We start from the raw sequence: 15119 nt of genomic DNA on the forward strand, positions 1-15119 counted from the left end.
TCCGCAGGGGACCGAGGCTCAGGCGTCCTCGCGGAGCACGCTCGCCGGGTCGGCGCGGTCGGCGGCCCGCTGGGCGTACAGCGCCGCGAGCCCGGCGACGGCGACGGTGGCCACCGCGGTGCCGGCGATCGCCGGCCAGGGCACGTCCAGCAGCGGCGTGGGCGGCCGCAGCAGGTCGACGTCCAGCCGCCGGTACACCAGCGCCACGGCCCCCGCCGCCAGCAGGGCGCCCAGCAGCAGCCCGGCCACGGCCACCCCGACCAGCTCGACGAGCAGCGAGCGCAGGTGCGCGCCCCGGGAGAGCCCGAGCCGGCGGGCCATCACGTAGCCGGAGACGCGGCTGCGGGAACGCGCCTCCAGGTACAGCAGCAGCCCGCCGACGGCGATCACCCCGACGAAGACGGCGAGGGCGGAGAGGTAGCCGAAGGTCCACGTGATGCCCAGGAAGTTGGCACTCTCCTGCACCCCGCCGGGGGTGAGGACGCGGATGTTCTGCGCGCCGGCGTCGGTGAGGGCGTCGATCCCGGCGCCGAGGTCACCGTTCGTCCACAGCTCGGCGGCGGGCGCGGCCCCGGCGTTCCGGGTGATCTCCGGCAGCCGATCGGCATGGACGAGCACGACCGGGTCGTCGCTGCGGCGTCCGGGGAGGACCCGGGCCGTGGCGGTCACCTCCGCCGGCACCTCCGTGCTGCCCAGTCGGAGGTCGGGGTCGCCGGCCGGGAGCCCGGCGGCGACCACCGGCAGCCGGCCGTCGACCTCCGGTCCGGTGAGTGCGGCCATCAGCTCCGGCAGCGAGCGGTCGGCGAAGGAGTCGTCCCAGAAGGCGGTGTCGGCGAAGTCGTCGGGGTCGACGGCCAGCACCTGGACGTCCGTGCGCCCGCCGTCGTCGCCGGCCGCCTCGGCGCTGCCGTCGTAGCGGACGACGTAGGTGCCGGCCGCCTCCAGTGCCGGGGTCACCTGGAACCGGGTGACCGTGGCGGCCGCCGCAGCCGCGCCGATCTGTACGCCGACCTTGGCGTCCAAGGTGGTCTGGGCACTGGCGGTCAACGTCGCGGTGTAGCCCAGCACGGCGACCGGGAGGGTGACCGCGACCAGCAGCGTCGCGCTGGCCAGCCGGGCGGCGGTGAGCCGGTTGACGGCGAGGAAGACGGCGGGGGAGCGGCGTCCCGCCCAGCGGCGCAGCCGAGGCAGCAGCGCGGTGATCAGTCGGCCGAGCAGGACGGCGGTGCCGGCGATCGCCAGCAGCGGGAAGGCGACCAGCAACCCGTTCACCTGGGCCACGTAGGCCACGCTCACGACCGCGTCGCGGGACTGCAGCAACAGCCAGCACCAACCGGCTCCGAGCAGCAGGGCCAGCTCCCACGGCACCCGGGCCGGCCACCTCGGGGCCGCACCGAGCGGTCGCTCGGCGGTGCCGCGGGCCCGCAGCCCGGCCACGGCCGAGGCCGCGCCCAGCCCGACCGCGAAGGCGGCGACCCCGGCCCAGGCGGCCGTGGTGGTGGCCGAGGGGTCGAGGTCGTCTGCGGGGCCGAGCCCGGCGATCAACACCCGCGACGCCGCCCAGCCCAGGGCCGCCCCGACCAGCGCGGGCAGCCCGAGTTCCAGCGCGGCCTTGCCGGCCAGCGGCACTGGTCCCACCCCGCGGGCGGCGAGCAGCCGCACCTCGGTGGCCCGCCGGTCGGCCCAGAAGCTCCCGGCGGCGGCGACCAGCACGAGGGCGAGCAGTGCACCGGCCACCGCGACCGGGACGACCGGGCCACGCAGCCCGGACTCGATCAGGGCAGCGCGCTCCAGCACGTCGGGCAGCCGGTCGTTGGGCACGGCGATCCCCACACCGGTGCCGTCGAACTCCAGCGGCAGGCCGGTGCCCGCGGTGATCCGTTGCTGGACGTCCTGCTGACGGCGCACGTCGCTGACCGACAGCGACGCAGCGTCCACCGGCGCCTGCTGGAGCCGGGTCGCCCAGCCCCACGAGGCGGTGGCGAGCCGGTAGAAGGTGCGTTCGTCCGAGGCGAGCAGCAGCGCCGGTGGGGCGGTGTTCGCGGAGGCCTCGTTGGAGAAGAGCAGCCGGTAGTCGCACCACCAGGGGTCGTCGGCGCTGGCGACGGCGAGGTCGCGGTAGACGCCGGCGACCGGTGCGGTCTGGGTGTTGAAGGTCAGCGGGTCACCGACCGCGAGGCCCTCCTGCTCGGCCACGGACTCCGGTACCCAGATCCCGGGTTCCTCGCCACGGTCGACCACCTCGACGTGCTCGAGGGCAGCCGGGCGGTGGAAGAGGCTGACCTGCGCGGAGAGTGGGAACCCGTCCGGACCGCCGATGACGGCCGGCTCGGAACGGGGGGAGGACGAGCCGATGGAGGCGGTGGCCAGCACCGGCTCGGCCGCGAGCCCGTCGTCCGTCCAGGCCTGCAGCAGCGACCCGTCGAGCTCCGGCCGGGTGCTGCCGTCCCCGCCGTCCAGCGGCTGGAACTGCTCGTCCACGAGAGCCGACTGGACGCCGGTCTGCGGGCGGGCCACCTCGTCGCAGCGCTGGGAGAGCTGCTGCTGCAGCGCCGCGGAGCGGGCGGAGGAGAGGAACAGCTGGGCGGAGGCGACCGCGCAGGCCAGGATCGCCGAGGTCACCAGGACGGCGATGACGGCGGCCGGCTGGCGCAGACCGAGCCACGGCGCGCGGGTCCACGGCGCCAGGCGCCACAGCGGTGGCCGGCTCACGAGGCGGCGCCTTCGGTGACCACACCGTCGCGCATGGACAGCACCCGGTCGGCGCGGCCCCAGGCGATCTCGTCGTGCGTGGCGATCAGCACCGCCGACCCCTCGCGGGCCGCGTCGGTGACGGCGTCGAGCAGCCGGTCGGCGTGGCCGCGGTCCTGGTGGGCGGTCGGTTCGTCGGCCAGCAGCACCGCCGGGCGGAGCAGCAGCGCCCGGGCGACGGCGACCCGCTGCTGCTCGCCGAGGGAGGCCTGGTGCGGGTAGCGGTCGGCGAGGTGGTCGACGCCGAAGGCGGTCAGCAGCGACCGGGCGCGGGGCTCCTCGGCGGCCAGGGTGCCGCTCAGCCGGGCCGGCAGCAGCACGTTGTCGGCCAGGCTGAGGTCGGCGACCAGCCCGAGGGCCTGGGGCACCAGCGCCAGGTCCCGCCAGCCGAAGGCGTCGGGACGGCGGTCGGCGAGCGGGCCCAGGTAGGCGAGCTCGCCCTCGTCGGCGGTCTCCCAGCCACAGAGCAGCGCGAGGAGGGTGCTCTTCCCGGACCCGGAGGGGCCGACGAGGGCCACGAACTCCCCGGGGTCTACCCGCAGGTCGACCCCGGCCAGCGCCGAGACGGTCTCCGCGCCGCGCCGGAACCGCTTGACCAGCCCGGTGCCGGTGAACCCGCCGGCGGGCTGCAGGCGCGGCGTCACGAGGCCACCAGCCGGCCGTGGTCCAGCCGCACGAAACCGTCGGCGATGGCCATCACCCGGGGGTCGTGCGAGGAGATGACGAAGCCGACCCCGGCCGCGGCGAGGTCCTCCATCGCGACGAGCACCCGCTCGGCGGCCGCGGTGTCCAACTCGGCCGTGGGCTCGTCGGCGACGACCAGCGCCGGGTCGCCGACGACGCCGCAGGCCACCGCCAGGCGCTGCTGCTCCCCGCCGGAGAGCTGCGCGGGGTGGTGGTCGGCGCGCTCGCGCAGCCCCAGCCGGTCGAGCAGGACGAGCGCCGCGGCCACGGTGACCGGGGCGCCCCGCAGCGAGGCGGCCAGCCGGACCTGGGCGACGGCGTCCAGGTAGGGGAGCAGGTTCTCGCCGGGGCGCTGGAAGAGGTAGGCGACCTGCCGCTGCCGCAGCGCCCGGCGGGCCCGGGCGCCCAGTTGGTCGACCCGCCGGCCGGCGATGAGCACCTCCCCGGCGTCGGGGGAGTCGATGCAGGCCAGCAAGCGCAGCAGCGAGGACTTGCCCGACCCGGACGGGCCGACGACCACGGTCACCTGGGCGCGGGGGATCGTCACGCTGACGTCGTCCAACGCGGTCACCGACTCGCTCGCCGTCCGGTAGGTCTTGCGCACGCTGCGGCACACGGCTGCCGGCGGCGTCTCGGGCGCGGTGAACACCGGGTCGGCCAGCGGGTCGGAGGCGAAGGAGAAGGCCTCGTCGCTGGTCATCGAGGCGAGAGCCTAGGTGCTGGGCGCAACGACACCAGGGAGGTCGACGTCCCCGGTCAGGTACCGCTGCACCGTGGGGCCGATCGCGGCGACCAGCTCGTCGGCCGACGCCGACGCCAGCGGCTCCACCCGCAGCACGTAGCGGGCCATCACCACCCCGATCAGCTGGGACGCGACCAGGGAGCCCCGGGCCTCGCCCTCGGCGCGGGGCAGTCCGAGCGTGCCGACCACCCGGCGCAGCACCTGGGAGACCAGGAACTCCCGGAGCAGTCGCGCGGTCCACTCGTTGGTCACGGCCGACCGGACCAGGGCGAGCCCCGCCGCCCGGCCGGGGCCGTCCCACACCTGCAGCAGCAGCCGGACGACGCTGGCGCCGAGGTCCGCCGTCCCGCCGGCGAGCAGCTCGGGCAGCAGCTCCTCGGGGTCGGCCGGGGCCTCGATGGCGGCGAGGAAGAGCTTGTCCTTGCTGCCGAAGTAGTGGTGCACCAGCGCCGGGTCGACCCCTGCCGCGGTGGCGATCACCCGGATCGAGGCGCCGTCGAACCCACGCTCGGCGAAGGTGGCCCGGGCCGCGGCGAGCACCGCCTCCCGGGTGTCGGGGTTGCCCGGACGTCGTCCGGTCGGGCGGGTGCGCCGTGGTCGTGCCGCCGGGTCGCTCAGCTGGTCCTCCTCCGCAGGGTGGCCGCCGCGAGCCCGAGGGCGAGCAGCGTCGCGCCGGCCACCACGCCGACGTCGACCCACATGGTGCCCGTCGCCTCCACCGAGGCGCCCACCTCCTGCAGTGCCGCCACCGCGTAGCTCAGCGGCAGGACGTCGCTGACCGCCTGCAGCCAGCCGGCCAGCTGGTCCCGCGGCACCAGCAGCCCGCAGAGGAAGAACTGGGGCAGCACGACCACCGGCATGAGCTGCACCGCCTGGAACTCGCTGCGGGCGAACGCACTGGCCAGCAGGCCCAGCGCCACGCCCAGGGCGGCGTCGACGACGGCGATGAGCACGACCAGGGACAGCGAACCGGTGACGTCCAGGTCGTAGACCGTGGTCGCGATCGCCACGGTGACCACCGCCTGCGCCGCCGCGGCCAGGCCGAAGGCGAGGCCGTAGCCGAGCAGCAGGTCCAGCCGGGACAGCGGGGTGGTGAGCAGCCGTTCCAACGTGCCGGAGGTGCGCTCCCGCAGCATGGCGATGCTGGTCACCAGGAACATGACCACGAACGGGAAGACCCCGAGCATCGTCAGCCCGACCCGGTCGAACGTCTCCGGCTGCCCGGGTGGGGTCGGCACGTCGGCCCACAGCAGGTAGAGCAGTCCGAGCAGGGCGCTGGGCAGCACCAGCAGCATCGCCACCGTGCGGTGGTCGTGCCGCAGCTGGCGGAGCACCCGGCCAGCGGTGGCGGAGGTCAACCTCGGGGAGAGCGCGGTGGTCATGCCGCCACCTCCTGCACCAGCGAGAGGAACGCCTGCTCCAGGTCGTCGGTGCCGGTCCGGGCGCGCAGCTCGGCCGGGGTGGAGTCGCTGAGCAGCCGGCCGTCGCGGAGCAGGAGCAGCCGGTCGCAGCGACCGGCCTCGTCCATCACGTGGCTGGAGACGACCAACGTCGTCCCGGCCGCGGCCAGGGCGTGGAAGCGGCTCCACAACTCCACCCGGAGCACAGGGTCCAGCCCGACGGTGGGCTCGTCCAGCACGAGCAGCTCCGGTTCGCCGACCAGGGCGCAGGCCAGCGAGGCCCGGCCCTGCTGGCCGCCGGAGAGGTCACCGACCAGCTGGCCGGCGGCGTCGGCCAGCCCGACGTCGGCGATCGCTGCGTCGGCGGCCGCCGCTCCCCGCCCGTACAGGGCGGCGAAGTGGCGGGCGTTCTCCCGCACCGTGAGGTCGGCGTAGACGCTGGGCGCCTGGGTGACGTAGCCGACCCGGGACCGCAGCGCGGCCGAACCGGCGGGCCGGCCGAGCACGGTCACGGTGCCCGACCGGATCCGCTGGGCGCCGACGACGGCGCGCAGCAGCGTGCTCTTCCCGCTCCCGCTTGGTCCGAGCAGGCCGGTGACCTGCCCGGACGGGACCGAGCAGCCCACCTCGTGCAGGACCTGCCGGGCACCGCGGTGCACGACGAGATCGGTGACGGTGACGGCGTCCATGACGGCCTCCGAAGAACTCAACGGATGATGAACTCAACGGTAGGTGAGTTCTTCCTCGAGCGTCAAGGCCCGCCCGTGCGGGACGGCTCAGGAGCGGTCGGCGGGGGAGCGGGCGGCGCTGCGCAGCCAGTCGGTGACGTCGCCGGCCGTCCGGGGCACGGAGAACAGGTGGCCCTGGACGACGTCGCACCGCAGGGAGACCAGCGCCTCGGCGGTGAGCGTGTCCTCCACGCCCTCGGCCACGACCGTCATCCCCAGCTCGTGGCCCAGGTCGATGACCGACCGGACCACGGCAGCGTCCTCGGTCGAGGAGGTCATCTCGGCCACGTAGCTGCGGTCGACCTTGATCTCGCTGACGGGGAGGTGCTTGAGGTGGCTCATCGCGGAGAAGCCGGTGCCGAAGTCGTCGATCGAGATCGCCACCCCGGCGGCGTGCAGCCGCCCCAGCACCTCCCGGGCCCTCTCCGGCTCGGTCAGCAGTGCGCTCTCGGTCACCTCCAGCCGCAGCATCGCCGCAGGGACGCCGTGCGTGCGCAGCCGGCTCAGCACCCGGTCGGGCAGGTCCGCGCGGATCAGCGAACGCGCCGACAGGTTCACCGACACGGGTACGGCGATCCCCTCCGCGCACCACTCCCGCAGCTGCGCCAGGACGGCGTCCAGCACGGCGTCGGTGAGCGGCTCGATCAGCGCGGTCCGCTCGACGGCCGGGAGGAACTCCGCGGGGCCCAGCAGGCCGCGGACCGGGTGCTGCCAGCGGACCAGCGCCTCCACGCCGGTCACCCGGCCGGAGCCCAGCGACAGCTGCGGCTGGTAGTGCACGACCAGCTGGCTCTCGGCCAGCCCGAGGCGCAGCTCGGAGAGCAGCAGCAGCCGGCTCCGGTCGTGGTCGTCGGCGCTGGGGTCGTAGAGCTGCACCCCGCTCTGCCGCTCCTTGGCCGTGTACATGGCGATGTCGGCCTGGCGCAGCAGCGCACCGATGTCCAGCGACTCGGCACCGGCCACGGCCACCCCGATGCTGACGTCGACGTCGAGGGCGAGGCCGTCGACCAGGAACGGCGTCCCGAGGGCGGCCTGCAGGCGTGCGGCTGCGGCGCAGGCTTCGGCCGCGGTGACGCCGGGGAGCAGCACGGCGAACTCGTCGCCACCGAGCCGGGCGACCAGGTCGACGTCGCGCACCAGCGGTCGCAGCCGCGGGCCGACCTGGGCGAGCAGCCGGTCGCCGTAGCTGTGCCCCAGGGTGTCGTTGACCTCCTTGAACCGGTCGAGGTCCATCAGCAGCACGGCGAGCCGGGCCGGCCCGGTGAGCAGCTCCGCGCCCCGGGCCAGCAGGGCCGCGCGGTTGGGCAGCCCGGTGAGCGCGTCATGGGTGGCCTGGAAGGCCAGCCGCTGCTGCAGCTCCAGCCGGTCGGTCACGTCCCGGGCGGTGATCAGCAGGCCCCCGATGACCGGGTCGCCGCGACGGTCGGAGGAGCTGACCTCCAGGTGCCGCCAGCTGCCGTCCCGGTGCCGGGCCTGGACGAGGAACACCTGGGACAGCGCGTGACCCTCCGGGGCGATCGGTGCGCCCGAGTCGGTGAACAGGTCGGCGTCCTCGACGTGCAGCAGCTCGCCGGCGTGTCGGCCCAGCAGCTCCTCGCGGGTCCAGCCGAGCACGTCGGCGACCGAGTCGGAGAGGAAGGAGATCTCCCCGGTCGGCGTCAGCAGGGCCATGACGTCGTTGCTCGCGTGCACGGCCGACCGGAAGCGGCGCTCGTGGTCCAGGGCGGCCAGCAGGGCGTTGAACGCGGCCGCCGTGATGCCCAGGTCGTCGCGCGAGCCGACCGGGAGCGCCAGGTCGGCGGCCGGCCGCGCCGGGCCCTGCGCCGAGGCAACCGGGTTGCCGACGGTGGTCGCGATGTCGGACAGCCGGCCGGCCAGCACCCGCAGCCGGGAGCCGATGACCTGCCGGACGAGCAGCCAGTTGGCGCAGCCCAGCACGAGACCGGCGGCCAGGCAGGCCGCCCGGAACGTGGGCGCGCCGGTGTACCGGGCGGGTACGCCGAGCAGTTCGGCGAAGGACGGGAAGACCGCACCGACGGCCAGGCCCAGCAGCGCCATGCCCACGGCGAGGACGGTGAACGCCGACCAGCGGGCCGGGGTCGCCCCGTCGTCGGTCGTCCGCTCCATGCGGACGGATCGGCGCCCTGAGCTGCGCACTTCAGCGCGGCGGTGCGTGTCTCCCCCAGGAGGGTGGGTCACCGTGACCTGCAGTGCGCAGCGCTCCGCGGCGAGGGCACGGCGCTCCCTTCCGGGGTGGTCCGGTCCGGCGGGGAGGGCCGGTGCTGAGGTCAGGCGGGCGGCCGGCCGGCCAGCGCCCGGCCCAGCGCGTCGCCAGACTGCCATGCGCCGGCGACCTTCGACGGCGCCGACCAGCCGTCACCGCACAGACCCACCCCGTCGACCAGGGCGAACGGCTCGTCCCGGGGAGCCGTCGGCTTCGCCATGCTCCACCGGTGGACGTGGGTCCACTCCGGCTCCTCGTCGATGCCGAGCAGGGTGCGCACGGCGGCGACCACCGCCGGGACGGCGTCCTCGGGGGCATCCAGGTGTGCGGCGGCGGTCTCGGGTGTCGTGTGCGCGACGAGCACCGGGGCGCCGTCCCCGCGCCGGTCGCCGTCGTCGGCCAGCCAGTCCAGCACCGGGGAGTCGTGCACGAAGACGCCATGCAGGTCGGCGGGCCAGCGGCGGTCGGGCCAGCCGAGCGCCACGGCGAGCGTCGGCTGCCAGCCGCCGGTGTCCAGGGAGCCGGCGGTGGCCGAGCCGGTGGGCAGCAGCCGGGCCGCCTGCGGGTCGGGCATGGCCAGGACGACGGCGGCCGCCGGGTCGCCGTCGACGGCCGGGTGCCCGCCGGATCCGGGGGTCACGGCCTGCACCGTGCGATCCAGCTGCACGTCCAGCCCGGTGGCGAGGTCGACGACCAGGCCGCGGAGGCCGCCGGCGGTGCCGTACCGCAGCGGCCCGGACGTCGTCCGCTCGATGCCGGCCGGGCCGGCGACCGCGAAGGTGTCGGTCCACGGCCGGGCCAGACCACGGTCCACCCACCCCGCGACGACCCGGGCGAACCCGTCGTCCTCACCCACGGTGAAGTAGGAGGCGCCCAGGTCGACGGCGCGGCCGTGCAGGGTCCGGCCGCCCATCCGGCCGCCGAGCCGGCGACCCCGGTCCAAGACCTGCACCGGCAGCCCCCGGTCGGCCAGGGCCCGGGCGCAGGCGATGCCGGCGATGCCGCCGCCGACGACGGTCGTGGTCTCCGCGTTGCTCACCCGGTCGATCCTGCTGGCGGCCACCGGATCGTGCGCGTCGGGGGCCGGGGATGATCGTCGGCGTGCCCGTCCCCCCTGTGCTGATCACCGACCCGGCCGACGAGCGGGTCGCCGACTTCCGCGACCTGATCGCCGGCGACCGCAAGCCCGGGACCGAACGCGGCACCGGACCGGTGATCGTGGAGGGGGTGCCGGCGGTCCAGCGGCTGCTCGCCTCGCCCTACCCGGTGCGCAGCGTCTTCGGCATCCCCGGGCGGGTGGCCGACCTGCAGCTGCCCGACGACGTGCCGGCCTACGAGGCCGACCGGTGGGTGCTCTCCGACGTCATCGGGTTCCGGCTGACCCGGGGCGTGCTCGCCTCCGCCGACCGGCTGCCGCCGGCGGACCTGGACGAGCTGCTGGCCGGCCCCGACCCGGCCGCGCCGCGCCGGCTGGCGGTGCTCGAGGGGCTCAACGACCACGAGAACATCGGGTCGATCGCCCGGTCGGCGATGGCCCTCGGGGTCGACGGCCTGCTGCTGGACCCCACCTGCGCGGACCCGCTGTACCGGCGGTGCGTGCGGGTGTCGATGGGGCACGTGCTGTCCTTGCCGATCGCGGTCCTGGGCGACTGGCCCACGGACCTGGACCGGCTGCACGGCGCCGGCTACCTCACGGTGGCGCTGACCCCGGCGGCCGACGCCGTGGACCTGGGCGACGTCGACCTCGCCGCCCACCCGCGCACCGCCGTCCTGCTCGGCGCCGAGGGCCCCGGGCTCACCGACGCGGCCAAGGCGGCCGCCCGGGTACGCGCCCGGATCCCGATGCGCAGCGGGGTGGACTCCCTCGGCGTGGCCGCCGCTGCGGCGGTCGCCTTCGCCACGCTGCGCTGACCTCGCGCGGCGAGGCGCTCCCGCTGCGACGTTCCGGCCCCTACCGTTCCGCCATGACGTTCTTGATCGTGACCGGCGTCCTGCTGGTGGCGCTGCTCGCGGCGGCGGCCCTGTTGGACCACCGCGCCAAGGCCCGCCGTGCCCGGATGTCCGCTGACGGTCCCCGGCTGCCCGGTGACGCGGGCTCCAGGCTCCGTGGGGCCGCCGTGCACGGCAACGCCGACGCCTACCGCGGCATCGACGGCCCGGGGCAGCGCACGGGGTCGGGGGGCACCGGCGGCACGTGATGCCGGCGGTGCGCCCGCTGCCTCAGCCGCGCAGCGAGAGCTTGGCGAGCTCGGCGCGGGCCTGCTCGGCGTGCTGCGGCGCGCACATCACGTCGTAGCGGCTGGCCACCACCTTGCTGGTGCTGGTGAAGTCACGCTGCCCGCGGCTGGTCGAGTACCCGACCGCCCCGAAGACCGCGCCGAACACCAGCCCGATCAGCAGGCCGGTGAGCACCGAGCCGATCCAGCCGCCGCCGTCCGCGGCGAAGATGCCCAGCAGCAGGCCCACGAAGAGCCCGAACCACGCGCCGCTGGCCGCACCGGCGGCGATCGCCCGGCCCCAGCTGAGCCGGCCGGTGACCCGCTCGACCATCCGCAGGTCGGTGCCGATGATCGTCACGTTCTCGACCGGGAACTTCTCGTCGGAGAGGAAGTCCACCGCCCGCTGGGCCTGCTCGTAGTCCTCGTAGGACCCGACCTGGACGCCGCCGAGCGGCATGGACACCGAAGCTGACATGTCTGTCTCCGTTCCGCGCCGGCCTGCTGGCGGAGGCCGGACGTTCCGGCCACCCCTCGCATCCCGCAGGGCGACGACCGGCGTACTACCCGGAACGACCTCCGCGGACCCCCTGTTCCTGCGGCCCCCTCCCGGGTACCGCCGCGAGCTTGCTCGTGGTGGGGAGGAGGGGGTCCTTCATCAGACGAGACTGTCGGCCCAGGCGCGGTGCAGGTCGGCGAACCGCCCGGCCCCGCCCACGAGCTCGGCGGGGGACCCGTCCTCGACGACCCGGCCGGCCTCCATCACCAGCACCCGGTCGGCGATCTCCACCGTGGACAGCCGGTGGGCGATGATCAGCGCCGTCCGGTCGGCCAGCAGCGTCTGCAGTGCCCGCTGCACCAGCACCTCGCTGGGCACGTCGAGGGAGCTGGTGGCCTCGTCGAGCACCAGCACCGCGGGGTCGGCGAGGAACGCCCGGGCGAAGCTGACCAGCTGGCGCTGACCGGCGGACAGCCGCCCGCCCCGCTTGGCGACCTCGGTGTCGTAGCCCTCCGGCAGCGCCCGGATGAAGGCGTCGGCCCCGATCGCCCGGGCCGCCGCCTCGATCTCGGCCCGGGTGGCGTCCGGCTTGCCGAAGGAGATGTTGTCGGCGATCGACCCGGAGAACAGGAAGCTCTCCTGGGTCACCATCACCACCGCCCGGCGCAGGTCGGCGTCGGCGAGCCGGTCCAGCGGGACGCCGTCCAGCCGCACCTGCCCGGCGCCCGGGTCGTAGAACCGGGCGGCCAGCCGGGCCAGGGTGGACTTGCCCGCGCCGGTCGCCCCCACGAGCGCGACGGTCTGCCCGGCCGGGATCGTCAGGTCCAGCTGCGGGAGCACGGTCGCGCCGCCGTAGCCGAACCGGACGCCGTCGAAGACGACCTCCCCGGCGGTCGGCGAGGGCAGCGGCAGCGGATCGGCGGGCTCCGGCACGCTGGAGCGCTCCTCGAGGACGCCGGACAGCTTCTCCAGCGCCGCACTCGCCGACTGGTAGCTGTTGTAGAACATCGCGATGTCCTGCAGCGGGTCGAAGAAGCGGCGCAGGTAGACCAGGAACGACAGCAGGAAGCCGACCTCCAGGTCACCGTCCATCACCCGCAGCGCGCCGTAGCCGAGCACCGCGACGGTGACCAGGTTGCCGATCATGGTCACCGTCGGCACGAAGACGGCGATCAGCCAGAAGGCGCGGTGGTGGGCCTTCCGGTTGGCCTCGTTCAGCTCGGCGTGCAGGCCGTCGTTGCGCGGCTCCCGGCGGAACGCGTGCACCGCCCGGATGCCGCCGAAGGTCTCGGTGAACTGGACGATCAGGGCGGCGATGGTCTGCCGGGTGCGCCGGTAGGCCACCGTGGAGCTGCGCTGGAACCAGCGGCCGACGAGGTAGAGCGCCGGGAGGCCGAGCAGCGCGACCAGGCCCAGGGGCAGGTCGAGCACCAGCATCAGGACGCCGATGGACACCACGCTGAACAGGGCGGTGAGCAGCCCGTCGAGCCCCTCGTCCAGCAGTTCGGCGAGCGCCTCGACGTCGCTGGTGAGCCGGCTGATCGTCTTGCCCGACGTGTACCGCTCGTGGAAGGACAGCGGCAGCCCCTGGACATGGGTGAACACCCGCCGCCGCAGGGTGAGCAGCACCGCCTGGCCGACCCGCCCGGAGCCGATGAGGAACCGGTAGCGCAGTGCGGCGTCCAGCACGGCCGCGGCGACCATGGCCGCCGTCGTCCAGACCAGCGGCCAGGGATCGCCGTCCAGCAGCGCCGGGACGGCGACGTCGATGCCGATCCCGATCAGCAGCGGGCCGGCCAGCCAGGCCAGGTTCTGCACGACGATCACGGCCAGCAGCTGCCACAGCACCCGCCGGTGGGGCCGCAGCAGCTCGCCGAGCAGCCGACGGGAGCGGCCGCGGAGGAAGGAGCTGGCGGAGGTGTCGAGGTCGTCGGCGTCCTCTCCGGCCACGCCCCGCCAGTCGGCGTGCGCGTCGGCCGGTGCGCCGGTGGTGGTGGTCACGGCGGCGCCGGTGCCCGGGGTGGTCATGGGCAGCCCGCCCCGCTCAGGTCGGTGCGGCTCCGGTCGGCGTCGATCGACCCCGCCAGCTCCGACTCCGAGGAGAGCAGCGCCCGGTAGGCGGGCACCTGCGCGAGCAGGTCGGTGTGCCGCCCGACGGCGGTGATCCGGCCCTCCTCCAGCAGGGCCACCCGGTCGGCGAGCACCACCGTGGAGGCCCGGTGGGCGACCACCAACGCCGTCGTCTCGGCGAGGACCTCCCGCAGCGCGCGCTCGACGAGGGCCTCGGTGTGCACGTCGAGGGCGGACAGCGGGTCGTCGAGCACCAGCACCGACGGCCGGCCGAGCACCGCCCGGGCCAGCGCCAGCCGCTGCCGTTGCCCGCCGGACAGCGACAGGCCCTGCTCGCCGATCCGGGTGTCCAGGCCCCACGGCAGCTCGTGCACGAAGTCGGCCTGGGCCACCCGCAGCGCCTCGGCCACGTCCGCGTCCCCGGCGTCCGGGCGGCCCAGCGTGACGTTCTCCCGGACGCTCATCGAGAACAGCGTCGCCTCCTCGAACGCCGTGGCCACCACGGTGCGCAGCTGGGCCAGCGGGAGGTCGCGGACGTCGTGGCCGTCGAGGGTGATCCGCCCGCTCGTGACGTCGTAGAGCCGGGCGACCAGCGCGGTCATCGTCGTCTTGCCCGACCCGGTGGCGCCGACCAGCGCGATCGTCTCGCCGGGCTCGACCTCGAGGTCGACGTCGGTGAGCACCGGGTCGCCGGCCCCGGGGAAGCGGAACCCGACGTGCTCGAAGCGCAACCGGGCCGGTGTGCCCACCGGGGCGGGCCGGGCGCCGGGGGAGTCGGTGACGGTCAGCGGGGCGTCGAGCAGCTCGCCGATCCGGTCACAGGCGCTGGCCGTCTCCTGGGCCTGGGCGAGCAGGAAGCCCAGGGAGAGGATCGGCCACAGCAGCACGGTGAACAGCGCGACGAAGCCGATCAGCCCGCCGACGGTCAGGGCGCCGCTGCCGACCGCCAGCGAGCCGCCCACCAGGATCACCGCCAGGGTGATCTGCGGCTGGAACTCGAACAGGCACCAGATCAGCGCCAGCGTGCGGACCTTGCCCAGTTCCATGTCGCGCAGCCGCAGCGCCTTGCGGTCGTAGCGGCCGAAGACCATCCCGCTGCGGCCGAGGGACTTGACCACCCGGATGCCCTGGACGGCCTCCTCCACGTCGGTGGCCAGCTCGCCCTGCTCGTCCTGCACCAGCCGGGACTCGGCGTTGTACCGCTTCTCCAGGCGCAGTCCGAAGAAGACCAGCGGCAGGGTCGTGGCCAGCACCGCGACGCCCAGCGGCCAGTAGGTGACCACCAGCAGCACGCCGACGACGACGCAGGTGAGCAGGTTGACGATCAGGAAGACCGCGCCGAAGCCGACGAAGCGCCGGATGGTGGAGACGTCGGAGGTCGCCCGGGACAGCAGCTGACCGGAGGACCAGTGGTCGTGGAAGGTGACCGGCAGCCGCTGCAGCCGCTGGTACAGGGTGTCGCGGAGGTCGCGCTCGATCTGCAGGCTGCTGATGTTCATCGCCCAGCGGCGCAGGAAGAACAGGGCCGCCTCGGCGACACCGAAGAGCAGCGCCAGGGCGAGCAGCGGGATGAGTGCGGACCGGTCGCCGCGGGCGATCGGCCCCTCGACGATAGCCGGCGTGAGCAGCGGGACGGCCAGCTGGGCGAGGGTGGCGAGCAGTGCGCCGGTGAAGGTCAGCGCGATGAGCCCGCGGTAGGGACGGGCGAAGGGCAGCAGCCGGGTGAGGGCCGACAGCCGGCCCCGGGTGTCGTCGGCGGGGGCGGCGGTCTCGGTCATGGCCGAGTCAGGCTATGCCGGGGGACC

Annotated in this window: 13 protein-coding genes; 2 read left to right on the forward strand and 11 right to left on the reverse strand. The window is 75.1% G+C overall.

Translation table 11 applies throughout. From position 1 onward, the window contains the following. Nucleotides 1–18: 18 nt before the first annotated feature. The 8 genes from IN07_RS07115 to IN07_RS07150 form a co-directional block, all read right to left on the reverse strand. Complete coding sequence (locus IN07_RS07115; RefSeq protein ID WP_036334685.1) at nucleotides 19–2712, reverse strand: ABC transporter permease family protein; 2694 nt, start codon at nucleotides 2710–2712, stop codon at nucleotides 19–21. Next, nucleotides 2709–3395 carry an ABC transporter ATP-binding protein gene (locus IN07_RS07120; protein WP_052090991.1) on the reverse strand — a complete coding sequence of 229 codons (687 nt, stop codon included), beginning with the start codon at nucleotides 3393–3395 and terminating at the stop codon, nucleotides 2709–2711. The genes IN07_RS07115 and IN07_RS07120 overlap by 4 nt, the downstream gene beginning before the upstream one ends. After that, entirely contained in the window at nucleotides 3392–4135 is a 744-nt protein-coding gene (locus IN07_RS07125) for an ABC transporter ATP-binding protein (RefSeq protein ID WP_052090992.1), read from the reverse strand. The genes IN07_RS07120 and IN07_RS07125 overlap by 4 nt, the downstream gene beginning before the upstream one ends. A 12-nt stretch (nucleotides 4136–4147) precedes the next feature. Further along, nucleotides 4148–4717, reverse strand: coding sequence for a TetR/AcrR family transcriptional regulator (locus IN07_RS07130; RefSeq protein WP_206330497.1), 570 nt, complete (start codon nucleotides 4715–4717; stop codon nucleotides 4148–4150). 74 nt (nucleotides 4718–4791) lie between these two features. Beyond that, a complete protein-coding gene (locus IN07_RS07135) occupies nucleotides 4792–5559 on the reverse strand; it encodes an ABC transporter permease (protein ID WP_036334687.1) in 768 nt (255 codons plus the stop codon). Then, nucleotides 5556–6266: an ABC transporter ATP-binding protein gene (locus IN07_RS07140; RefSeq protein ID WP_036334689.1), complete on the reverse strand. Its 711-nt coding sequence runs from the start codon at nucleotides 6264–6266 to the stop codon at nucleotides 5556–5558. Before IN07_RS07140 ends, IN07_RS07135 begins: the two co-directional genes overlap by 4 nt. Nucleotides 6267–6353: 87 nt before the next feature. Further along, on the reverse strand, nucleotides 6354–8432 hold the full coding sequence (locus IN07_RS23845) for a putative bifunctional diguanylate cyclase/phosphodiesterase (RefSeq protein WP_052090993.1): 2079 nt from the start codon (nucleotides 8430–8432) through the stop codon (nucleotides 6354–6356). A gap of 161 nt (nucleotides 8433–8593) precedes the next feature. Beyond that, complete coding sequence (locus IN07_RS07150) at nucleotides 8594–9568, reverse strand: NAD(P)/FAD-dependent oxidoreductase (protein WP_036334752.1); 975 nt, start codon at nucleotides 9566–9568, stop codon at nucleotides 8594–8596. A gap of 62 nt (nucleotides 9569–9630) precedes the next feature. On the opposite strand from IN07_RS07150, the gene IN07_RS07155 reads away from it, so the two are divergent. Beyond that, a complete protein-coding gene (locus IN07_RS07155; protein ID WP_231558034.1) occupies nucleotides 9631–10440 on the forward strand; it encodes a TrmH family RNA methyltransferase in 810 nt (269 codons plus the stop codon). A 53-nt stretch (nucleotides 10441–10493) separates the two neighbouring features. Next, nucleotides 10494–10727, forward strand: coding sequence for a hypothetical protein (locus IN07_RS07160; RefSeq protein ID WP_036334691.1), 234 nt, complete (start codon nucleotides 10494–10496; stop codon nucleotides 10725–10727). A 22-nt stretch (nucleotides 10728–10749) separates the two neighbouring features. Here IN07_RS07160 and IN07_RS07165 read toward each other — a convergent pair whose 3' ends face one another. The 3 genes from IN07_RS07165 to IN07_RS25110 form a co-directional block, all read right to left on the reverse strand. Further along, entirely contained in the window at nucleotides 10750–11223 is a 474-nt protein-coding gene (locus tag IN07_RS07165; RefSeq protein WP_036334692.1) for a general stress protein, read from the reverse strand. A gap of 180 nt (nucleotides 11224–11403) precedes the next feature. Further along, entirely contained in the window at nucleotides 11404–13272 is a 1869-nt protein-coding gene (locus tag IN07_RS25105; protein WP_156119068.1) for an ABC transporter ATP-binding protein, read from the reverse strand. Then, on the reverse strand, nucleotides 13269–15092 hold the full coding sequence (locus tag IN07_RS25110) for an ABC transporter ATP-binding protein (RefSeq protein WP_052090994.1): 1824 nt from the start codon (nucleotides 15090–15092) through the stop codon (nucleotides 13269–13271). Before IN07_RS25110 ends, IN07_RS25105 begins: the two co-directional genes overlap by 4 nt. Between the last annotated feature and the right edge of the window lie 27 nt (nucleotides 15093–15119).

Origin of the sequence: Modestobacter caceresii (genome assembly GCF_000761485.1) — a bacterium.
Lineage (GTDB): Bacteria > Actinomycetota > Actinomycetes > Mycobacteriales > Geodermatophilaceae > Modestobacter > Modestobacter caceresii.